20 protein-coding genes are annotated in these 23,061 nt (G+C 38.1%); 14 read left to right on the forward strand and 6 right to left on the reverse strand.

Annotated elements, in window-relative coordinates; translation table 11 throughout:
- The first annotated feature begins 3 nt into the window (after window positions 1–3).
- The 7 genes from uxuA (at window position 4) to BUA71_RS10260 (ending at window position 7,010) form a co-directional block, all read left to right on the forward strand.
- Complete coding sequence (gene uxuA, locus BUA71_RS10230) at window positions 4–1,197, forward strand: mannonate dehydratase (protein ID WP_072879382.1); 1,194 nt, start codon at window positions 4–6, stop codon at window positions 1,195–1,197.
- A gap of 24 nt (window positions 1,198–1,221) precedes the next feature.
- Window positions 1,222–2,061, forward strand: a complete 840-nt coding sequence (gene kduI, locus BUA71_RS10235) for a 5-dehydro-4-deoxy-D-glucuronate isomerase (protein ID WP_072879384.1) — start codon at window positions 1,222–1,224, stop codon at window positions 2,059–2,061.
- Between the two features lie 6 nt (window positions 2,062–2,067).
- Entirely contained in the window at window positions 2,068–2,862 is a 795-nt protein-coding gene (locus tag BUA71_RS10240; RefSeq protein ID WP_072879386.1) for a gluconate 5-dehydrogenase, read from the forward strand.
- A gap of 162 nt (window positions 2,863–3,024) precedes the next feature.
- Window positions 3,025–4,260: a DUF4861 domain-containing protein gene (locus tag BUA71_RS10245; RefSeq protein WP_072879388.1), complete on the forward strand. Its 1,236-nt coding sequence runs from the start codon at window positions 3,025–3,027 to the stop codon at window positions 4,258–4,260.
- A complete protein-coding gene (locus tag BUA71_RS10250; protein WP_072879390.1) occupies window positions 4,257–5,237 on the forward strand; it encodes a TRAP transporter substrate-binding protein in 981 nt (326 codons plus the stop codon). The genes BUA71_RS10245 and BUA71_RS10250 overlap by 4 nt, the downstream gene beginning before the upstream one ends.
- Window positions 5,234–5,722: a TRAP transporter small permease gene (locus tag BUA71_RS10255; RefSeq protein WP_072879393.1), complete on the forward strand. Its 489-nt coding sequence runs from the start codon at window positions 5,234–5,236 to the stop codon at window positions 5,720–5,722. Before BUA71_RS10250 ends, BUA71_RS10255 begins: the two co-directional genes overlap by 4 nt.
- Complete coding sequence (locus tag BUA71_RS10260; RefSeq protein WP_072879395.1) at window positions 5,715–7,010, forward strand: TRAP transporter large permease; 1,296 nt, start codon at window positions 5,715–5,717, stop codon at window positions 7,008–7,010. The genes BUA71_RS10255 and BUA71_RS10260 overlap by 8 nt, the downstream gene beginning before the upstream one ends.
- Before the next feature lie 82 nt (window positions 7,011–7,092).
- Here BUA71_RS10260 and BUA71_RS10265 read toward each other — a convergent pair whose 3' ends face one another.
- From BUA71_RS10265 to BUA71_RS10280, 4 genes are all read right to left on the reverse strand, one after another.
- Window positions 7,093–8,082 (reverse strand): Gfo/Idh/MocA family protein, encoded by a 990-nt coding sequence (locus tag BUA71_RS10265; protein WP_072879397.1) that lies wholly within the window; start codon window positions 8,080–8,082, stop codon window positions 7,093–7,095.
- Between the two features lie 6 nt (window positions 8,083–8,088).
- On the reverse strand, window positions 8,089–9,489 hold the full coding sequence (gene uxaC / locus BUA71_RS10270; RefSeq protein ID WP_072879399.1) for a glucuronate isomerase: 1,401 nt from the start codon (window positions 9,487–9,489) through the stop codon (window positions 8,089–8,091).
- Window positions 9,490–9,528: 39 nt separating this feature from the next.
- Entirely contained in the window at window positions 9,529–10,197 is a 669-nt protein-coding gene (locus BUA71_RS10275) for a bifunctional 4-hydroxy-2-oxoglutarate aldolase/2-dehydro-3-deoxy-phosphogluconate aldolase (RefSeq protein WP_072879401.1), read from the reverse strand.
- A gap of 119 nt (window positions 10,198–10,316) precedes the next feature.
- A complete protein-coding gene (locus BUA71_RS10280) occupies window positions 10,317–11,339 on the reverse strand; it encodes a sugar kinase (RefSeq protein ID WP_072879403.1) in 1,023 nt (340 codons plus the stop codon).
- Between the two features lie 307 nt (window positions 11,340–11,646).
- On the opposite strand from BUA71_RS10280, the gene BUA71_RS10285 reads away from it, so the two are divergent.
- From BUA71_RS10285 to BUA71_RS10310, 7 genes are all read left to right on the forward strand, one after another.
- Window positions 11,647–12,579, forward strand: a complete 933-nt coding sequence (locus tag BUA71_RS10285) for a polysaccharide lyase (RefSeq protein WP_072879405.1) — start codon at window positions 11,647–11,649, stop codon at window positions 12,577–12,579.
- Window positions 12,580–12,735: 156 nt separating this feature from the next.
- Window positions 12,736–13,029: a hypothetical protein gene (locus BUA71_RS17715; RefSeq protein WP_217653613.1), complete on the forward strand. Its 294-nt coding sequence runs from the start codon at window positions 12,736–12,738 to the stop codon at window positions 13,027–13,029.
- 15 nt (window positions 13,030–13,044) lie between these two features.
- On the forward strand, window positions 13,045–13,179 hold the full coding sequence (locus BUA71_RS17930; protein WP_262506756.1) for a hypothetical protein: 135 nt from the start codon (window positions 13,045–13,047) through the stop codon (window positions 13,177–13,179).
- A 1,081-nt stretch (window positions 13,180–14,260) separates the two neighbouring features.
- Window positions 14,261–14,593, forward strand: coding sequence for a single-stranded DNA-binding protein (locus BUA71_RS10295; protein ID WP_072879407.1), 333 nt, complete (start codon window positions 14,261–14,263; stop codon window positions 14,591–14,593).
- Window positions 14,594–14,671: 78 nt separating this feature from the next.
- Complete coding sequence (locus BUA71_RS10300) at window positions 14,672–15,121, forward strand: JAB domain-containing protein (RefSeq protein ID WP_072879409.1); 450 nt, start codon at window positions 14,672–14,674, stop codon at window positions 15,119–15,121.
- A gap of 423 nt (window positions 15,122–15,544) precedes the next feature.
- Window positions 15,545–15,886 (forward strand): BfmA/BtgA family mobilization protein, encoded by a 342-nt coding sequence (locus tag BUA71_RS10305; protein ID WP_072879411.1) that lies wholly within the window; start codon window positions 15,545–15,547, stop codon window positions 15,884–15,886.
- Window positions 15,887–15,896: 10 nt separating this feature from the next.
- Window positions 15,897–16,220, forward strand: coding sequence for a hypothetical protein (locus tag BUA71_RS10310; protein WP_072879413.1), 324 nt, complete (start codon window positions 15,897–15,899; stop codon window positions 16,218–16,220).
- Window positions 16,221–16,944: 724 nt separating this feature from the next.
- Here the strand turns inward: BUA71_RS10310 and BUA71_RS10315 are convergent.
- Window positions 16,945–20,070, reverse strand: a complete 3,126-nt coding sequence (locus BUA71_RS10315; RefSeq protein ID WP_072879415.1) for a glycoside hydrolase family 2 TIM barrel-domain containing protein — start codon at window positions 20,068–20,070, stop codon at window positions 16,945–16,947.
- Window positions 20,071–20,082: 12 nt separating this feature from the next.
- Window positions 20,083–23,061 (reverse strand): aminotransferase class III-fold pyridoxal phosphate-dependent enzyme, encoded by a 2,979-nt coding sequence (locus tag BUA71_RS10320; RefSeq protein WP_072879417.1) that lies wholly within the window; start codon window positions 23,059–23,061, stop codon window positions 20,083–20,085.

The raw sequence follows: 23,061 nt of genomic DNA on the forward strand, positions 1-23,061 counted from the left end.
ATTATGAAATCAAATTTAGAAAATACATGGCGATGGTATGGACCTGGAGATCCGGTTTCATTGAATGATATTAAACAAGCCGGTGCCACGGGAGTGGTATCAGCCTTACATCATATTTCAAATGGGGAAGTATGGTCGGAGCAGGAAATCCTTAAAAGAAAGAAGGAAATAGAAGCTGCAGGACTCAGTTGGTCTGTAGTAGAAAGTGTCCCGGTACACGAAGCGATAAAAACGCAGGCCGGTGATTTTATGACTTATATCGAAAACTATAAACAAACCATACTTAACCTGGGAAACTGTGGTATAGATATTTTATGCTACAACTTTATGCCTGTCTTAGACTGGACCCGTACAGATTTGGAATATGAAATGGAAGATGGCTCAACAGGTTTGCGTTTTGACGCTACAGCTTTTGCCGCCTTTGAATTGTTTCTACTGAAACGCCCCGGGGCGAAGCAAAATTATTCCGAAGAAGAAATTGCGGAAGCCAAAAAATACGTAGATGATTTATCTGAAAAAAATAAAAAATTGCTCATCAATAATATTATAGCGGGATTACCGGGCGCTGAAGAAGGCTATTCTTTAGAAGAATTCAATAATATCCTGGATACTTACAGTCAAATTGGTGCTAAAGAATTAAAAGAAAACCTTTTCTATTTTCTGAAACAGGTTATTCCTTCCGCAGAAAAAGCAGGAATCCTTATGTGTATCCATCCCGATGATCCACCATATCCCATCTTGGGATTGCCCCGTGTTGTAAGTACAGAAAGCGACATCAAAGAACTTTATAAGGCTGTAGATAGTCCCAATAACGGGCTTACCTTCTGTACAGGCTCTTTTGGGGTTCGTAAGGACAATGACCTACCGGGAATGGTTGAGCGTCTTGGGGAGCGGATTCATTTTATACACCTCCGCAGCACCAAAAGTGATCAAAAAGGCAATTTTCATGAAGCCAATCATCTGGAAGGTGATGTGGATATGTATTCGGTTATGAAAGCCCTTGTTAAAGAACAGGAAAAACGAAAAAATAATGGCAGAAAGGATTACCGAATGCCTTTTAGACCAGATCATGGACATAAAATGTTAGATGATCTTCAGAAAAAAACCAATCCCGGATATTCGGGAATCGGAAGGCTTAGAGGTCTTGCCGAACTAAGAGGTTTGGAAATGGGGATACGTAAGTCTATGAATAACTAAATATTAATTTAAAAAAATCAAACTATGTCAACTTTTTATGAAACGCGATATGCCAGCGGGCCTAAAGCAATAAAGAATCACGATACTACACAACTACGGGAAGAATTCCTTATTAGCAATTTAATGGAAGAAGGAAAGATAAATTTCACATACACCCATTTTGATCGCTACATGGCTGGATCGGCAGTTCCAATAGAGCCTCTGGAATTAGAACCTATCGACCCATTAAAAGCCGATTATTTTTTGGAAAGAAGGGAAATGGGAATCATCAATGTTGGGGATAGTGGCGAAATAGAAATTGATGGTAATGCCTATAAACTTGCTCATAAGGAAGCGCTTTATATAGGGCAGGGAAATAAAAAAGTCATCTTTAAAAGTGACGATAAGAAAAAACCTGCTAAATTTTATATAAATTCTGCCCCGGCGCATACCCAACATCCAATCAAAAAGGTTAGCCTGGAAGATGCCAACAAGCTAGATTTAGGCTCTCTGGAAACCTCCAATGATCGAATAGTCAATCAAATGATTATTGGTGGCATCGTGACTACCTGCCAATTGCAAATGGGCTTAACCGAATTAAAAACCGGAAGCATTTGGAACACTATGCCACCCCATACCCACGATAGACGAATGGAAATCTATTTCTACCTTGATTTACCAGAAGATCAATCCATTTGTCACTTTATGGGAGAACCGCAGGAAACAAGGCACGTCTGGATGCAGAATCACGAAGCTATAATCTCGCCACCCTGGTCTATCCATGCTGGTGCCGGGACTTCTAATTACAGTTTTATTTGGGGAATGGCAGGGGAAAACCTGGACTACACCGATATGGATAAAGCAAAAGTAACCGACTTAAAATAATTTATCATGTCACTAAACTTATTTGATTTAAAAGGTAAAATCGCACTGATTACTGGAGCCACACACGGGCTGGGAATGGCAATGGCCAAAGGGCTTGGAAAAGCCGGGGCTACCATAGTTATAAATGGAAATTCTTCCCGGGAAAAAATTGATGAAGCGGTAAAAGAATATGAAGCAGAAGGCATAAAAGCCTATGGTTACAAGTTTGATGTAAGTATAGAACAGGAGGTAATCGAGGGCGTAAAAAAAATTGAAACTGAAGTAGGTCCTATTGATATTCTTTTCAATAACGCCGGAATAATTAAGCGCATCCCTTTATTGGAAATGGAGGTAGATGCTTTTAAGGAGGTTTTGGATATAGATTTAGTGGGTCCTTTTATTATGGCAAAGCACGTAGTACCGGGTATGGTTAAAAGAAAACACGGGAAAATTATAAATATTTGCTCTATGATGACAGAGCTGGGCCGGGATACCGTGGGAGCTTATGCGGCGGCCAAAGGCGGACTTAAAATGCTTACAAAAAATATGGCAACGGAATGGGCAAAACATAATATTCAGGTTAACGGGATAGGCCCGGGTTATTTTGCTACAAGTCAAACAGCTCCAATTAGGAAAGAAGGACATCCCTTTAATGATTTTATCATTCAGCGTACGCCCGCAGCAAGATGGGGAAATCCCGAGGATCTGGCAGGTGCCGCTATTTTTCTTTCTTCTCAAGCCGGGAACTTTGTAAACGGCCAGGTGGTTTATGTAGATGGTGGGATCCTGGCTACTATAGGAAAACCGGCAAACGAAGCTTAATAAGGAGAAAAACCAGAAAAGGGTTAGAGATTAAAGTCTATTCAAATCCCTTCAAAACTGAATCAACCTTCCCGAAAACGATTTCTGGAGTAAACTATTCTACCATTCCCGATAGGTGTCGGGATAAACTTCGATTATCAAGTAAACCCTAAAAATTTAATAATGCATAGATTTTTGCCATTTTTAATTAGTGTCCTGCTGCTATCCTCTTGTCAGGATAAAAAAGAACAGGAACCAACACTGCAGCTTAAAAATTCTTTGGATATAGCAAGAAAGGATGAACTGGTTAAAATTCCAAGATCTCTATTTAAAACTCTTAATTCTGAAGAAAACAATAAAAAGTTTCCAGTATTGTATTCCGAAGAAAATAAAGAAATACCAATTCAATTTTCAGACTTGGATGGAGACGGAAATTGGGATGAATTGTTAGGTGTCTTGAACTTTCAACCTAATGAGGAAAAGAAAATCAGCTTAAAATTTGAAGATAGCAGCCAGATTCCTGAATTTAAGCAGAAAACTAACGTTTATTTTGGGGTAGGCTCTTCAAAAAAGGATGTAAAAGAAGTTAATAAATTCAGCCGTACCGGGGACCCGCGAGAAATTCGGGATAGCCTTTTTTACCAAATGGAAGGACCTGCCTGGGAGAACGATAAAGTCGCTTTTCGCATTTATTTTGATCCCCGTAACGGAATAGACATTTTTGGAAAAACAACCGATACCCTTTCCATGTCCCAGGTTGGTTTAGAAGGAAATTACCATACGCAAGAAAGCTGGGGCATGGATATCCTTAAAGTAGGAAATTCACTGGGTGCCGGCTCTATAGCACTTTTAGTAGCCGATAGCCTGGTGCGTATTACCGGTGAAAATTCGGCTGATTTTAAAATTTTAGAAAAAGGTCCTATCAAATCATCTTTTGAAATTCAATATCCTAATGAAAATATTGATGGAGAAAAACTATCTGTAACCCACAAGATAAGCATTTACAAAGGACAATATTTTTACGAGAGCGAAGTCTTATTTGATGGTTTAACAAATGATATGAACCTTGCTACGGGCATTGTGGACTTAAAGCCCAATACTTCAAATTCTTTTGAACAAGGAGATTATTTTATTCTGAACAGTTATGGAAAACAATCTGAAAACGATGATAATTTAGGGATGGCTATAATTACCAAAAAGGAAGACCTTCTTAAACAAGGGGAAGCGCCAAAAGAAGGAGAAGGTATTAACAAAACACATTATGTAGGTATTAAATCTAGTAACGATATGCCTGTTAAATTTTATTTTTATTCAGGTTGGTCTGAATCTGATAGCGCTTTTTCTAACGAAGAAGGCTTTCAGCAAAAGCTTGAAACCACAGCAAAACGTCTAAGCAATCCAATTCAGGTTAAATTATGAAACTTAAATTAATCTTTTTTCTTATCCCTGCACTACTCTTATTTATTTCCTGTGATAGACAGGAAGAAGTAAAAACCTTAAGATTAGCGCATGGCCTGGATACCCGGCATCCTGTACATAAAACCATGGAAATACTCGGGGAGCGTTTAGAAGAAAAATCGGAAGGAAGTTTAAAATTGCAGGTGTATCCTAGTGGCCAATTAGGCGGGGAAAGGGAAGCCTTGGAACTACTTCAAATTGGAAGTTTAGATATCACAAAGGTTTCAGCCGCAGTTTTAGAAAATTTCATTCCCGAATATAAAGTATTTAGCATGCCCTATCTCTTCAAAAACAAACAACATCTTTTTAATGTTTTAGATGGACAGGTAGGAGAAGACCTATTGATGCGGGGAGATAAGTTCCACCTACGTGGACTTACTTTTTACGATGCAGGAACCCGAAATTTTTATACTACCGAAACGGCTATTCGTAAACCCCAAGATCTCGAAGATTTAAAAATTAGGGTTATGAAAAGTAATATGGCGGTACGCATGATCAACGAATTAGATGGCGCGCCCACCCCAATTTCCTGGGGTGAACTTTATACGGCCCTGCAACAGGGAGTGGTAGATGGGGCCGAAAATAACCTGCCCAGCTTTTATACTTCAAAACACTATGAAATTTCCAAATATCTAAGTATGGACGAACATACTGCCATACCCGATGTTTTGCTAATTAGTTTAGAAACCTGGAATTTACTTGGTAAACAGGAAAGAAAGTGGCTAATAGAAGCCGCCGAGGAATCTAAAGTAGAGCAGAGAAAGTTATGGGCAGCTTCAGAGAAAGAATCACTTAAAGCGGTTAAAGCAGCCGGAGTAGAAGTTATCTATCCAGATAAAACAGCCTTTTCAACCGAAACAGAAGACATGATAGAAATGTTTGAAGGTCAACCTGAATTGATAAATATTATTGAACGAATAAAAAAGGTGCCAGAATGAAACGACAACTTGATAAAATACTCGAAACAGTTTTAATTGGAGTTTTGGCAATTATGCTCATTAGCGTTTCCTGGCAGGTCTTCTCCAGGTTTGTATTGCAGGCTCCCAGTACGGTTACCGATGAGCTCTCTAGCTTTCTGTTAATTTGGTTAGGTGTACTGGGCGCGGCTTATGCTACCGGCCAAAAACTACATCTCGCTATAGATTTACTACCTAAACAAAGCGTGGAACGTCATAAAGTTTTCTTTGAAGGCTTTGTATATTTTTTTATCGCCCTTTTTGCTTTTGCTGTAATGGTTATCGGTGGGATTCGTTTGTGCTGGCTTACTTTCCAGTTTGAGCAAACATCGGCAACCCTGGAAATTCCCCTGGGATATGTTTATATGATCCTTCCAATCTCCGGGTTAATAATTTGCTATTACTGTATTTTTCTTTTTATAGAAGTCAAAAATACCATAAACTCTCAAAGTCAACGAAATGGATAATATTGAAATTTTAATCCTAGTACTTAGTTTTTTGATATTTCTCTCTATGAGAGTTCCTATTGCTTATGCTATAGGTCTTGCCGGATTTCTAACCTTAATCGTAACTATGCGCAGTATTCCATCTGTTACTACCCTGGCTCAACGCATGGCTACTTCCCTGGACAGTTTTACTTTATTGGCCATTCCTTTTTTTATACTGGCAGGACAAATAATGAACCGTGGGGGCATCGCTGTAAGGCTTATCAACTTTGCCAAGGCTATTGTAGGACCGCTACCCGGCGGATTGGCCTTTGTAAATATTATTTCCTGTATGCTATTTGGTGCCGTATCTGGATCTGCCGTGGCTGCGGCTTCTGCTATTGGCGGTTTTATGAATCCGCGAATGGAGAAGGAAGGCTATGATAAATCCTTTAGTGCAGCTGTGAATATAACCAGTGCAACTACAGGTTTAATTATTCCCCCCAGTAATGTTTTAATTATCTATTCTCTCGCAAGTGGCGGGGTCTCGATTGCTGCGCTTTTTATAGCCGGCTATATCCCGGGGCTTTTAATTGGTTTTGCTTTAATGACCGTTGCAGCTGTTTATTCCATCATTAAAAAATATCCTACCGACAAGGCTGTTAAATTTAAGGAATTTGTAATGCGGCTTCTAAGTGCATTACCCAGTTTGTTTATGCTTATTTTAGTAATAGGTGGCATTGTAGCCGGTTACTTTACAGCCACAGAAGCATCAGCAGTTGCAGTAATTTATTCATTCGCCCTAGCCGCTATTTACAAGGAAATTAGCTGGAAAGACGTCTCTCCAATTTTATTGGAAACAGTTAAAACCTCATCTATCGTCTTACTGCTTATCGCAACTTCTATAGCAATGTCCTGGGTTATGTCTTACGAAAACATTCCGCAGGAAATCAGTAATACTTTATTGGGTATAAGCGACAATCCTATTATAATATTGATACTCATTAACCTTATTTTATTATTTGTAGGCGTGTTTATGGATATTACCCCGGCAGTACTAATTTTTACTCCTATTTTTCTACCAATAGTTACCAGTATGGGAATGAACCCTATTCAATTTGGTATTATAATGATCTTAAATCTTTGCATAGGTCTTTGCACACCACCAGTAGGCTCGGTACTATTTGTGGGATGTAGCGTGGCAAATTTGAGTATTCAAAAGGTTATTAGGCCACTATTACCGTTGTTTATAGCCATGATAGTTGTATTGATGCTTATTACCTATATTCCAGAACTAAGCCTTTGGTTGCCTACTTTATTCGATTTATAGAAAGTAAGCATCTCTGAACAAAAAACAAGTTGCTCCAAACGCTACCAGGCAAAGAGTAGTTTTGCATCTTTTTTTAGATGACTTAATCAATATCACTAGCGCTAAAAATATCCATGATTTTGGCTACTTCTAAACCTTCTTCCGCTGTACAGGGGTTTGATTCTTTTCCAAGAAAGTAAGCTATAGTTGCCTCGATCATGGGTTGTTGAATATGCTCAGGTTTTTTAAAATTGAAGGTTTTTGTTTCGTCATTCGTTATCAGGTGAATTTTATCTCCCGAAAATGAAAACTCCAATTTACCCTGGCTACCGTAAATTGTACAGCATTGCTTAGCATTGCTTTCCGCAGTATTAAAACACCATATTCCGCGCCCCTGTATGCCGTTCTCAAAAGAAAGAAGGCCATTCACAATATCATCAGTTTTATAAGCTGGATCCTGATTTAGCGAAACACCAAAAGCTGTTTTAATTGAACCAAAAAAATATCTTAGTAAATCGATATGATGCGGTGCAAGGTCATGAAAATAACCACCCCCGGAAATAGTAGGATTTATACGCCAATTAGTTTCTGAATTAGCAATTAATTTTAAATTTTTAGATTGTAAAACCTGGATATCAACTAAGCGTATTAAGCCAATTGCTCCGCTATCTACAAGTGCTTTCACCTTAATAAAAGCCGGTAATTGCCGCCTATAATGGGCAATTGTTAGTTTTCCTTTATACTTTCTTTCGGCTGCAACAATTTCTTTGGCTTCCTTATAAGAAAGTGCCATTGGCTTTTCTAAATAAACATTTTTACCTGCTTCCAGGGCTTGTAGGGCATATTTTAAATGGGTGGAAGGCGGCGTAGCAATATAAACTGAATTAATATTTTTATCCTGAAGCAGTCTTGAGGCATCATCATACCAGGTCGGCACCTTATGTCTAATAGCAAAATCTTCTGCCTTCGTAGCGTTCCTGCGCATTACTGCCCGTAATTCTGAATTCGCAGACTTTTGAAAGGCAGGACCACTTTTAACTTCGGCTACATCTCCACAGCCAATTATGCCCCATACAATTTTTGTTTCAGTCATTCGCTCCTAAAATTCAAAATATTCTTTCGCGTTATTATAACAAATGTCACTAACAATTTTCCCCAGCCAGGCTTCATCTGCCGGTAATTCCCCATTCGCTACATCTGTTCCTATTAGGTTACAAAGAATCCTCCTGAAGTATTCGTGTCGTGGAAAAGACAGAAAACTTCGGGAATCGGTTAGCATTCCTACAAAGCAACTTAAAACCCCTAAATTAGAGAGCGTGTTTAACTGATCTTCCATCCCGTCTTTTTGGTCCATATACCACCAGGCAGAACCATATTGCACCTTTCCTTTTACAACCCCATCATTAAAATTACCCGCCATAGTCGCAAAAACCGCATTATCTGCTGGGTTAACATTGTAAATAATGGTCTTGGGAAGTTGGTTCGAACTATCCAGTTCATTTAAAAATCCGCTTAGACCTCGTGCCTGTGAAAAATCTCCAATAGAATCGAAGCCCGTATCTGGTCCCAATTTGTTCAACAAGCGTTTATTATTATTTCTTATAGGACCAAGATGTAACTGCTGTACCCAGCCTTTCTTTTCATAAAGTTTGCCAAGAAAAAGCATGGTTTTATACTTAAAGTACCGGGCTTCTTCTAAAGTTAAGGGTTGTTTGTCCTTTAATTTCTGAAAAAGTTTTTTAGGATCATATTTATTTGAATTGAAATAATGAAGCTGTTCGAAGCCGTGATCTGAAAGCTTGCATCCGTGCTCTGCAAAGTAATCTACCCTATTTCCCAAGGCAGTTAAGAGATCATCATAATTATTAATAAGCATATTGGAAGCTGTTTCCAGCTGTTCTAAATACCTTAGGTAAGCTGAAACATCTTCAACGGCAAAAGCCTTATCTGGTCTAAAAGTAGGGAGCACCTTAACTCCTTTGGGGTTTTGCTTTATTTGCTTATGATATTCCAGGGAATCTATGGGATCATCTGTAGTGCATAATGATTCCACATTCCTATTCTCGAGTAAACCTGTAGTACTATGCGAATCCTGTTGCAGGAGTTCATTTGTTTTCTCATATATTTTTTCTGCATTTTTCCCAGATAATAATTCCTGAATATTAAAATAGCGCAGTAACTCTAAATGGGTCCAGTGATACAAAGGATTGCGCATGGTATAAGGCACCGCTTCTGCCCATTTTAGAAACTTTTTTTTATCTGAAGCCTTGCCGGTAATATACTTTTCATCTACACCCAAAGCCCTCATCGCACGCCACTTATAATGATCACCGGCTAACCAAACTTCAGTAATGTTGTTAAACTGCCTATTTTCAGCAATATCCTTTGGAGGTAAGTGATTGTGATAATCTATAATGGGTAAGTCTTTAGCATAATTATGATAAATTTTTTTCGCGAATTCATTTTTTAATAAAAAATCTTTCTGAATAAATGTTTCCATAAATAAAATATTTTCTGCGGAATGACCTTTTAATTATTGTTATTCCTGTATTTGCTTTATAAGCTTTATTGTTTGTTCCACCTTTTTCTTTAAACCCGGATAATCTTTTTTCTCCAAAATCTCCCTGGAAATTAACTTTGAACCAATACCAACACAGGTTACTCCTGCATCAAACCAGGACCTTAAATTATCTTCAGCGAGGGTCACCCCGCCTGTGGGCATTATCCTCGTCCAGGGTTGTGGACCTTTTGCTGCCTTAACGAATTCTGGACCGTAGATAGCTCCCGGGAATAATTTAACTATTTCGCAACCCAATTCTTCAGCTACGTTGATTTCGGTTAAAGAACCACAACCAGGAGACCAAAGCACCTTACGACGATTACAAACTTTCGCTATATCTTCCCTAAACGTCGGGGTAACAATAAAGTTTGCCCCCATTTGCATATATAATGAAGCTGCTGCGGCATCTGTAATAGAACCTACCCCAAGTGCCATTCCGGGAAGCTTGTTTTGAGCGTATTTATTTAACTCTGAAAAAACCTCGTGAGCAAAATCACCTCTTGCCGTAAACTCCAATAATCTCGCTCCTCCGTCATAACAAGCCTTTAGAACTTCTTTTCCCACTTCCACATTAGCGTGGTAAAAAAGTGGGACAAGTCCCGTCTCTTGCATCAGTTGAAATACTTCGTTTCTTGTAAATTGTGCCATTTTTTAATTGGTTTATTAAATAAGAAAAGCTCGTTTTAAAAATTAATTTTCAAGCTTTAAGTTCAAAGAATATTTTTATTTATCTGGAGAAGCAGGATTAAAGTTATGATTTTGAACCACTAACGATTAACTTTTCCTAAAGCATCACCCGATGCCATTTTTTCCAACTCTTCTAAAGTAATCAAATTTACATCTCCCGTTATTGTATGTTTTAAACAACAAGCAGCGACTGCTAAATTTAAAATACGCTGCTTATCCCCTGGCGTATCTATTAAACCATACATCAACCCGCCCATAAAAGCATCTCCCGTGCCTACACGATCAACTACTGGAGAAACATCCCTAATAGCTGTTTTATAGATATTTTCCCTATCATAGAGTATTCCTCCAATCCTTTGATGGGAGGCACTTATGGAATATCTCAATGTAGTCGCCATTTGTTCGAGATTGGGACATAATTCGAAGAATTTATCATAAACCTCAGGTAAAGATTCAGGCTTTTGGTAATCTGGATTCATTGCGGGCCTACCAAACAAGAAGAAAGCGGTGTCCAAATCCCCTAAAATCAGGTTACTATATTTTAATAGCTCCGGCATCACCTCCTTTGGCTCCTTACCATATTTCCAAAGCTTAGATCTGTAATTAAGATCTGTGGAGATTTTGAGCCCCATTTCACTGGCTGTCTTTACCGCTTCTAAACAGGTTTCTGCCGCAGTTTTTGAAACTGCAGGGGTTAAGCCGCTCCAATGAAAGTGGGAAGCATCTTTAAAAGCAGCTTTCCAATTTACCATTCCGGGTTTAATTTCAGAAAAAGCACTATGAGCACGATCATAAATTACACTACCTCCCCGGCAGCCAATACCATTTTCTAAAAAGTAAAGTCCCAGGCGCTTGCCACCGGAAAGAACATATTCTGTTCCTACCTTATTTTTTCGCATTTCCGCTAAACAAATTTCCCCGAATTCATTTTCTGGTAAACGCGTTACAAATTCCGTTTTAACTCCATAATTCGACAATGCAACGGCGACATTATATTCCCCTCCACCATAATTTGTTTTTAAATGATTTGCTTGAGAAAAACGTAAATTTTCATTGGTAGAAAGCCGCAACATAATCTCACCAAAAGTGATTACTTTGTCCATAAATGTGTTCAATAAACGATTAATGATGATCTCTTCAGAAAAAAAATGGAGATCCACTTTTAATTATACTCAAATATAAAGATTAGTTTTACCGCAATAGTACACTTATGGTACATTTTGATTCAATCCGCTAACAGACAGAAAACTATAACAGTAAAACTCACCACTACAGCTTCAATATTGCAAAAATCATTACTAAAAAATTAATTCTCTTATGGCTTCTTTCCCGGACTATTGACTACCTATGATTGGATTATTTTATTCCTTAGAGTTATTAGTTTTAAAAAATTAATTAAAAGTATTAATTATGAGAAACTTCAATAAACTTAGTGATCTTACTAAAAGAAACTTTTTCCCTGTGCTTATTAGCCTCATCTCTTTCACTTCTATCGGCTGTCAGTCTGAAGATTTAAGCCTAGATGATAATATGGAAGACACCTTATACAATGAACCCGATCCTGAAAACGATACAACAACTAAATCTAGCATCAACGATTCCAGATGGGTTGGTTTTAACACGGGCAATACTTCAATCAATTCAGAAACTTCGGCAGAAAATATTTTCGATAATAAAATTAGTGGTTGGGATACTGGAGTTGCCAAAATTGAAAGTAATAAATTAAAAATCACTCTTCCCGAAAGAGCAGGAACTTCAAACGGCATGGAATGTAGGCTGGACGTAACTGATAATCCCAAATATCAATTATACTTTGATGTTAAGTTTCAGGATAACTTCGATTTTTCCAGGGGAGGAAAATTGGGTTTTGGTTTTGCAATTGGCGATGGCGTTACCGGCGGGCGCTGGGAGGAAGCAGTAAATGAAAATAAAGGAGGTAGCTTCAGGGTTATGTGGCGTGGCGATAGTGCTGAGCCTTATCTTTTCCCTTATGTATATTATAAAGACATGCAAGGCTTCAATGGTAACGATTTTAAACATAAAAAATTCAATATAACCGACAATAGGACCTACAGAGTACGTCTAACCATTAAAACCAATACCAGCGCATCTAAAGCCAATGGTTATGCTAAAATGGAAGTTAAGCAAAGTGGAGAAAGCAATTATACAAAAGTTTGGGAAACCTCATCCATTCGTTGGTCGGGGAATAGTTCGGCCAGCAAACGAAATATAAAAACGTTCTATTTTAGCACATTTAGAGGTGGTAAAACGAACGAATGGGATGGAAATAACGGCTCTCAAAGCATCTATTTCGATAATTTAAAATGGTATCAAATAGATTAAAAAACGATTTGATCTTAGAATACTAGTATTTCTAATTCTCTCTGAATTTCTCTGATAATTCAGGTTAGATTTTTTCATCCTAAACTTAACATTATTTCGAAAATATTGGGAAAGAGAATTTTGCTATTGTAGGCTGCGGAAAATTAGCAGGAATTATTGCAAATACTTTTAACCACAGGCTTATTCCAGGAGCAGAGCAAGTACGCAAAATATTGTAATAATTTAGAAGAAATGCTTACTGTCCAACCAGACATTATAATTGAAGCAGCGAACCCGGAAGCTTTTAAAGAGGTGGCCCTTCCTGCTTTAAAAAAAGGGATATCCATTGCTACATTATCCATTGGAGCTTTTGCCGATGAAAACTTTTTAGGACATGTAAAGGCTGCCTGCGAAGAAACCGGAGCAAAGGTTTATATAGCTTCCGGTGTCATAGGCGGTTTTGACTTATAGAAACCAGCGTGTTTAATGGAACATTCCAAGGTTTCAATACATACTAGAAAAGGCCTCAATTCTTTAAACACTTCCGTCTATGAGGAAGATTTGCAACAGGAAAAACGTAAAGTTTTTAAAGGAAATGCAAAAGAAGTCATTGCTCTATAGCCTACAAAGGTTAAAGTGGCCATTGCAGCTCCCTTTGCCTCGGTATAGCAAGTCCTCAGAAATTGCCGCCTGGAGTGTATTACACAGTTTAAGGAATATTACTTCACCAATTTTTTTCATTAAAATCCATCTCAAAATAATCATGTGAAAAGCCAATCAGCTATTCCTCTGCGTTCTAAGAAAAGCCTGTCCTGAGTCTAAGCACTATATTTTGGGGAAAACGCTTCATTACAAAGATCTTAAACACAATTCCTGAGCTTCAGATTTCTACTTCACTTGTCCCTCTAACTCCAATAAAAACTAGAGGGATAACCAAATTTCTATTCAATTAAACCTTATAAAAAAATGGAATTTTCAGCTTTTAAGTTAAGTCTGCTTTAAATCCTACTGCAAAAAAGTAATTTGTACCCATAAACCGGTCAGCACTTTATCCCTATTATGTATAGAGATAAATACTGTCTGAATTTTATAACTATTTCTGTATTGCTTCACAGTAAAATACAATTAAGGGCAAAGAGCTTCCCTCCCAATGTCTTGAACACAATCCCCAATTTTAGTTGTCCATTGCATTACACCTTCCGCCCCCGGCGGTAGCCTTCATTCCACTCCCAACTTAAAATTGGGAATAGCGTTCGCTTTAATAGGATGTCATTTTTTCATGTAGTCTCGCTTCCTGTGTTTTTATAATTCATCATAGTTATTTAGACCTACCACCCGAGCCACCGCTGTCCCTACCCTTTTTTTGTAAGCAAAATACCAATACCTGGAAGTTAAACGGAGTGCATAACCGGTCGTGCCCTTCGGCTCCGCTCAGGACAAGCCTCCCTTTTATAACTCCTTATTAATTCCAGGTCTTGAAAATGTATCAGCAACAAAAAAAAGGTACTGTGAAGGCTCTACGGGAAGTAAATCTAAATTATGAAAAATGAAATCATTCAAAATCCACAAAAAGGAAGCGAAATTAAAAAATCAAAAAAGGAAAACGCTCCAGATACAATAAGTAAATCAGTCTAAAAAAATATAAACCAAAACTATCTGAATGGTTCAGATCGTATTTTAATTAATTTTTAAATATTTTATTATGGGCACTTTAAAAAATCAAGTACAGTTAATCGGAAACGTGGGCGAAGCCCCACAAATTACTAACCTGGATAGCGGTAAAAAAGTAGTCCGCTTTTCACTGGCCACCAATGAGGTTTATAAAAACGCCAAGGGAGAAAAAGTTCAAAAAACAGAATGGCACACCATTGTAGCCTGGAACAAGACTGCCGAAATTATTGAGAAATATGCCGGTAAGGGGAAGGAAATTGGAATTAGCGGAAAACTAAAATCCCACAGTTACGAGAAGGACGGGGTTACACGCTATATCACAGAGGTAGAAGCAAACGAAATCCTGCTTTTGGGCACTAAATAAGCCTTTTATTTTTTAAAAATGAGGGCGTTTCGGTCGAATGTCACGCCCTCTATTATTAACCCTTTAATCAAGCTAACAATGAAAACCAAAGTTAATGAAATAGCCATAAGTTACAACGGAAGTATTCATGTGAATTTGCTTCCTAAAATAACCTGTTCCCAAAGTGCCGCAGATCTAGCTTTTGGGCAGTGGAACAAAAACAGTATTGAATTGCACGAAACTTTTAAAATTATGCTGCTTAACAATGCCAACCGGGTAAAAGGTATTTATGAATTATCAACCGGCGGAATCACCGGTACTTTAGTCGATGTTCGTATCTTATTTGCCGTGGTTTTAAAGTCTGTCACGACCGCTTTGATATTACTACATAACCATCCCTCAGGCACCTTAAAGCCCAGTGAAGCCGATAAACGCCTCACCCAAAAAATAAAGAAAGCCGGGGAACTTTTTGATATTAAAGTTTTAGATCATTTGATTATTTCCCCGGGTGGGCGGTATTACAGTTTTGCCGATGAAGGCATGCTGTAAAGCCTAATTCGTTTAATCCAAAAGACCTTTGAATTTTCAGAGGTCTTTTTTTATGATTGATTTCAAAAAAATTCCTATCTTTAGTTAGCTGAAATTCAGCTTTTAATTTTACACAGGGATCCTATTTTTGACTTTCGCTGATACCCTGCATTTCAATTATTAACATACCGGAAATTCATTTCCCTAAATTGGCAATCCGCTTTGATGAGCGGTATTGTACGAAATTTTTGCCACGAGTACTCGTGGCGAAAAGGAGTAGCAAGAGGGTAACGGGCAGAGCCGCGTTACATACTCCTTTTCGTTTTTAAGAAGCTGATTACCAGCGACTTAAAATCATTGTAGTTTATTGACCTTCAGCCAATTGCGACAAATGCGCTGCCAACGTCTATTTTTAGGGAAGAATTTGCGACAAATCAGCGAATTATGAACTCATTTAGCGGCATTAGGTTTAAAAAAGAAACGGCCAAACGGTTCCAGGAATTCTCCAAAAAACACTTTAATTCCCACACCGAGGCCCTGGCCACCATGCTCGATTTTTTCTTCTACAACGAGATCTCCCCTCGGGAAAGATTGGGGCCAACCGGCAGGACTATTGAAGCCAATTTAAAGAAACGCATTAATGCCGTAATTGCCATTATGCGGGATATGGAAAAGACCCAAACTAAACCCACCGTGGCAATGATTGCTTCCCTTTTTCAACTAGAGGAACGAAAAAACAAACCGCTCATTGTAGAGAAAAAATTTATAAAGCCTAATAAAAAATAGACTTAATATTATGGAAAAAATAAATTACATCAGACATCTTAATGGCATATTTGAACAGTTTTCAAAAGATCAACGAATTACAGTTGTACACCGGAGCCTGTACTTAGCGATTTTTGAAATTTGGAACCGAAAGTTTTTTCAGGAAGTATTTATGATCAACCGACAACAAGTAATGGGGTTAGCCAAAATACGCTCCAGAACTACTTATCATAAACATTTGAATGAATTGCATAATTTCGGGTATCTAATCTATTTCCCTTCTCATGATATCCTTAAAGGTTCTAAAATTAGAATGTATTATTTTGGAAAAGAGCTTGACCAGGAAATGAACTAGAGTGTCCCAAATATGATTAGGTGGTTGACCATTATATGGTCTCTTTTTAAAACTAATAATAAACAATAAAAACATAAACGGCAGGCATGGCTTTTTTTTAAATATTTTTATTCAAAATTTTTTGATGAAAATTAACCGGTAAGCACTATAAACAGTACGATACAAGCTTATGATTTAAAAAGAAAGTTCTATCACACCGTCCCAAAATTGTACAAGTGCTGTACTGGTAGTGTACTATTATTGTACCAGTTGAGATTGTGGCAATATAAATAAGGTTTCTGCGAAATTCACGGTCTTTTTGAGGAGACTATAATTAAATTCTGAGCCACCCCTCTTTACTATGCTCTTCTCTTCATAAATTAGAGTTGTTTATCGCAAAATTTCATTATTCTTTTCATCCTACATTCTGTCACTAAAGCAATGAAACGCATCTTGAGAAACAGCAATAAAATTAACCAACAGAGTGATTTAAAATAAGACTCTCATTATCCCAAAAAAGATAAATGAATATAGGGTATATTTATCCTGATATGTTGTGCGTCAGCTGAAAAAACAACAAGTTTGACCAAATAAGCAAAATTAGGGTTTTAGCCACCACCCGGTCCCTTTTCTCTTAGAGCTCCGGACAATGGCGTGGTCATAGTCCCCCAAGCGAATCAGCTTTCTCACCCTTTTCGCTTAGGATTACACTCTAGGATCCGAAACCAGATGCAGTACCCATATTTTAATTTCGTCCTGGCTCAATTATAAAACTATAAGAATAAGATTTTGGTTTAATAGTATATTCTTCGTGAACCGGCCGGCCCCAGCTGGTATCACCACCTACGCCCATTTGTTTGTAATCAATATTTAGTCTTACAAAATCTTTAATTTCGATATCGGCACCGTGTTTAGAGCTTACCGGCACCAGGCCAGAAGCAGAAGCTCCTCCCTTTTTGCCGGGACTGTATTCCAGTTGGTCGATATCAAAAGGCCAGGTACTACCATTAAGCAAGTTGTCTATACCGGAAATTTTCAGGTTAAGATTATTAGAATTTAAACTCATCCATCTCACATCGGTTCTATTGCCTGTTTCCTGTGGCCTTGGATATCTGTGGAATGCTTCCTCTACCGGCAACGACCAAATACCTGTTTTTCCGCTTAGTTTTCTATCAGCATAAGTTTCGTGGGGTCCCAACCCGAACCATTTGAACGTCTTCAACTCTTGTGGTAAAATCATAAACATCCCGATTCGGGGAAGCAATGGCGCATCATTTTTCACATTTTTTAAATGATAATCTACTTCTAAACTTCCGGCCTTATTTATTAAAAAGTTGATTTCTATTTCGGCAATCTCATTTTTCGGCAGGTATTTGACGGAATAGGAAATTCCGTTTTCAGTTTTTACCGGTTTTTTAATCAATTTTACGGTGCTGGAATCGGTGGCTACTTTCCAGGGTTTTGCCCATTCCTGCATATTATTCCCTAAATCATTATCGGTAGGTGCCCGCCAAAAATTTGGTTTAACGGGATGTTCGGTAATCAAATTTCCCCCGAATTTCCAGGATTGGATTTCCCCGGTAGCCTGATCGATTTTAAGTTCTGATTCCCCCGCTTTTATGAGAAATGCATCTTTTTCAGCAGAAATTTGCATTTCCCCATCGGTTCCGGAAGCAAACTCTGGGGTCGTGGAATAGTTTAAAACAAACTCCTTAAACCCAATTTCGTGATTTGCAGGAACCAATTTATCTTCAGAATTTGTAAACAGTTTAAACCGAAGCACATAATCTTCATTTTTCCCGGCTATTAAATCAGAAGGGATTTTAAAAGTTTCTTTTTCCCGCGGCGCAATGGAAAAATCAGTTATAGTATCTGTTTCTGTAACTTTTCCATTTTCAAGGATTTCGTAAGTGATATAATGTTTTTCGATATTTTTAAAGAAATATTTATTGAAAACTCTTACTTCATTATCGTCTAAAATAAAATCCACCGGTTGATATACTCTTTTTACTTCATTTAAGTGTGGATGTGGGTTACGATAAGGATCAACCAGGCCATTATTTAAAAAATTACCATCTGTGGGCAAATCGGGGTGATAATCGTAACCATAGGCTAAATAAGGTCTTCCGTCGGGATATTTGTATTCCAGGGCCTGATCTACCCAATCCCAAATAAATCCTCCCTGCAGTACTTTATATTCCTCTATAATATCCCAGTAATCCTGTAAATTCCCAACAGAATTCCCCATCGCATGGGCATATTCTATCATAATTACCGGTTTTTGAGGATCGTTTTTGGCATATTCTTCTAAGTGGGAAGGCGAAGGATACATCGGGTTGTAGATATCGGAATAATATTCATTTTTTGCCGGCTCATACTGTACAGGTCTGGAGTCGTGGGCTTTTAACCATTTATACGTTGCTTCAAGAACCTTTCCGTATCCGGCTTCGTTACCCAAAGACCAAATAATTATTGAAGCGTGGTTCCTATCCCTGTAAAACATTCTTTTTGTTCGCTCTATATGAGCGGGAATCCAGCTTTCTTCATTTCCTATTTGGGTTTCTGCATCAATGGCCAGCGGATGACTTTCTATATTGGCTTCATCTACCACATAAAGGCCATATTTGTCGCAAAGCTCGTACCAGTAGGGAGCGTTGGGGTAGTGGCTGGTCCTTACCGCATTAATATTATTTTTTTTCATCAAGCGAATATCCTTCTCCATAGTTTCCTTACTTACCACGTGCCCGGTATATGGGTCGGTCTCGTGACGATCTACTCCTTTAATATAAACAGGCTTTCCATTAACCAGCAATTGATTTTCCTTTATTTCCACGGAACGGAAACCTATCTTTTTTGAAATAAATGAAGGAGGAATAGTTTTGTTTGGTTGCAATCCAATCTCCAGTGTATAGAGGTTTGGCGTTTCAGCCGACCATTTTGCTACATTTTTAAGTGCTTCGGAAAAAGTTTTCGCTACGGAATCATTTTTTTTGATGTTGATTTCATCAGAATCAGAATACACGGTCTTGCCGTTTGGGTCTTTTAATTTTACTGAAAGTCTTGCTTTCTGATTTTTTTCTGAAGTATTTTTAATAAAGAAATTACCTTCAAATTTACCATCCACATAATTGTTGGTTAAGCCGGCTTTAATTCCAAAATCCTGAATCTTGACTTTAGGAACGCTATAGAGGTACACTTCTCGTTCTATACCGCTAACCCTTAACATATCCTGACTTTCCAAATAACTGGCATCTGTCCATCGCACCATTTGTAATGCCAGCAGGTTCTTTCCATTCTTCACCAAATTGGTAATATCAAATTCTGCCGGGGTTTTTGAACCTTCAGAATAACCTACGAATTCCCCGTTCAAATATACTTCCATGGCTTTTGCCGCCGCAAAGTGAAGGATAATCTGATTGTTTTCAATAAAGTCTGAAGAAATTTCGATGTTTTTACGATAACTGCCCACGGGATTATATTCGTAAGGAATATTGGGCCAGGTTTCTGAAAAAGGATAACGTTCATCAAGATAAATGGGATGACCATATCCCTGGGTTTCCCAGTTCCCGGGTACCTTTATTTTTCCCCATCCTTCCGAATCGATTTCAGGGGCAAAATAATCTTTTGGGCGGTCGTTTAAAGATTTTACCCATTTAAAATCCCACACCCCATTTAGGGAAATAAACCTTTTAGAAAGTTCCTTCTCATTTTTTTCGACTAAATCTTCATTTTCAAAAGCAAAGAAATCGGCTCTTGGTTCAAGTTTGTTGATTTGAAAAACAGTATGGTCTTCATAAGGTTTTTTATCCTGCGCATAAGTGTTTGAAAATATTAGCAGGATTGAGAAGACGTAATATAATTGCTTTTTCATTTTTTAAGGGTATTAATTTTTTGATGTATTAATTTCACTCGTTTGCAAGACGATTTTAAGATGATGGATAAAATAATCGATCTGTTGCCGGTTTATAATTATTGGGGGTTTTAGTTTAAGCACATTGTTGTCTGGCCCATCGGTGCTCAATAACACCCCTCTTTCTTTCATTTTGTTTACCAACAATCCGGCTGCCTGGGGTAATGGGTTTTTTTCATTATCGGTAAGTTCAAAGCCCAGAAACAATCCTTTGCCCCTAACATCACCAATGACAGGGAATTGATTTTGAAGGATTTTAAGCTGTTCTTTTAGATAGCCCCCGGTTCTCCATGCATTCTTCTGTAATTTTTCTTTTTCAATGACTTCCAGGACCTTATTACCAATGGCACAGGAAACAGGATTTCCTCCAAAGGTGTTGAAATATTCCATGCCGTTCGCAAAAGAGTTGGCAATTTCCTGGGTGCAAACCACGGCTGCGAGCGGATGGCCGTTGCCCAGGGGTTTCCCTATCGTTACAATATCTGGAATCACATTATGTTCCTGAAAACCCCAAAAATGGCTGCCAATTCTTCCGCAACCTACCTGGACCTCGTCGGCAATACAAACACCACCGGCTTCCCTGGTGTATTTGTAGGCCAATTTTAAATAATCGTTGGGCAATTCTATCTGCCCACCACAACTTATGATGCTTTCACAAATAAAAGCTGCCGGTTTTCGGCTTTTATCGTTAATCGTTTTTACCGCATCTTCAATATGGGCTGCGTATTCTGGGCCACTTTGATCGCCGCGGTATTTTCCCCTAAACCTATCGGGCAAAGGAACTATTTGGGTGTGTTCCGGGGCGCCTTTTCCGCCTTTTCCATCAAATTTGTACGAGCTTATATCTATGCAGGCGTTGGTATTGCCGTGGTAACCGACTTCTACCGCAATAAAATCTTTTTGGCCGGTATGGGATTTTGCCATCCTAATGGCCAGTTCATTGGCTTCACTCCCTGAATTCACAAAATGTACTACCGAAAGTTCCCTGGGGAAAGTTGCCAATAGCCTTTTGGCAAATTGAAGGATATTTTCGTGAAGGTAGCGGGAATTGGTATTGAGCATCTCCATTTGCTTTTTGCCAGCTTTTACGACTTCCGGGTGCTCGTGCCCCACGTGGGCTACATTGTTCACCATATCTAAGTATTTTCGCCCCTTATCGTCTATAAGGAAAACCCCGTCACCCCGAACGATTTTTAAAGGTTCTCTATAACTTAAGCTAAGGCTTTTGCCTAAATGGACCTTACGTTCTGCAATCAAAGTTTCGTGCTGAGCCTTGTTATCCGGTATTTCAAAGCCTTCAAATAATAAAAGGGGATTCGGAAAAAGTTGGTTGAAAACCTCTTTTTCCTCGTACAAACAATTTGAAACAGGAGGTAGTGTTTGTGGGGAAAGAAGGCTTAATTGAAAGAAAAAAGCATTGTTTTCTTTGATTTTATGAGTTCCCAACAAAGTACCTTTACCTATTTCCTGATCAACTTTTAGGGAAGGTTCTATTATAAGATTGCGGTAAATGGAATAAAACTTCTCATTTTCCGCAAAAGAATGTTCCACAATCAGAAATTTTTCGGTCTCATTCAATTCAATAATTTTCCCGGGAATGAAAGCACGTAGCTTAAATTTTTTAAAATGCCAGAATTGTACTCCTGAAAGTGTATTTTTCCAAAAATCACCTTTTAAAGTTGCAACTCTATTCTCATCATTTATCAATTCCGGTCTTACTTCATTATAACCACCAAAAAGGATTGGTCTATTTTCTTCTTCCCATATATTTTTTATCTTTTTTTCGAACTTTTCGCTGCTTTGATAATCTTTAAAATTGCTAATAACATCTGAAGAAACATCTAAATCCAGGTGTTTAAAAGAGGTCGGGTTTTTGGTTTCAATTAATTCTGAAAAAAGGTGTTTTGCTGACTTACAATTTTCCTTAAATTTTAAAAACTTTTCGTTTTTCTTAAACCCACAACTATTTTTAAATAGGATTGTAGCGTAATTTGGATTTATGTTATACCACCTTTTAATTAAATCCCAGGCTCCGGCGGTACTTACCTGGTGGTATTTATTTTCAGGCTCAGCTTTGGCGTTAATTTGAGATTTGGTAAGACTTATCACCAACCGGGCACCCACAAGCCAGTATAAAAGCTCCAATTCTTCAGCTTGCAAAGAAAAAGACGAATTATAACCTTTAACTACCTCCAAAGCCGCTTCAAGAACCTGTTCTTTCTGCATTATGGAGTATGTTATGCAGATTGCGAGGTCATTAATGGTAGCGGTATAAGTAGCATCCCCAAAATCAATTATGCCGTTTACCTTTTCGGTATAGGGTTTTATAATGATATTATTGTCGTTAATGTCATTATGCACTATACTCTTACGGCAGCGAGCTAATTGGGGTTCAATAGATTCGAATCCATTATAAAAGTGTACTATATATTTTTTCTTTTCTGAAGGGAAGAGGTTTTGATGCTTTTTTGTCCAGAAAGTTTTTGAAATATCCCAATCCAGGGTTTGTTTTTTCGGATAGGAATCATCAAAATTATACAATAGCCTGGTAAGCTGACCTGCTTTTGTTCCTAAGTCAAACAATAGCTCAGAGGTATGAAATTCCAATTCGCTCCAAAGCTTTCCGGGAAGCCAGGTCAATAACCTAACATTGTACACCTTACCTTCAATTTCCAGTTCTTCGGTTAGTTTTCCGTGAGTGCTGGTAATTATTTCCGGCAACAAAAGCGTAGTATCGCCCCCGTTTAAATGAATTAGAAGCTTGTTTTGAAAATGCAGGAATTCCAGGTTGCATTTTTCCGCCGAGGTTATTTTCAGAATATAGTCTCCCGTTTCTGTTTTTACCAAAAAATTAAAATCCAATTCTCCAGGAAGCAACTTAACGGTTCCGGTCTTGTTATAAAGCTTTGCTGCTATTTCTCTAAGCCTATTTTGATCTAAGTAATTATCCAT

Origin of the sequence: Salegentibacter echinorum (assembly GCF_900129445.1) — a bacterium.
Classification (GTDB): Bacteria; Bacteroidota; Bacteroidia; order Flavobacteriales; family Flavobacteriaceae; genus Salegentibacter; species Salegentibacter echinorum.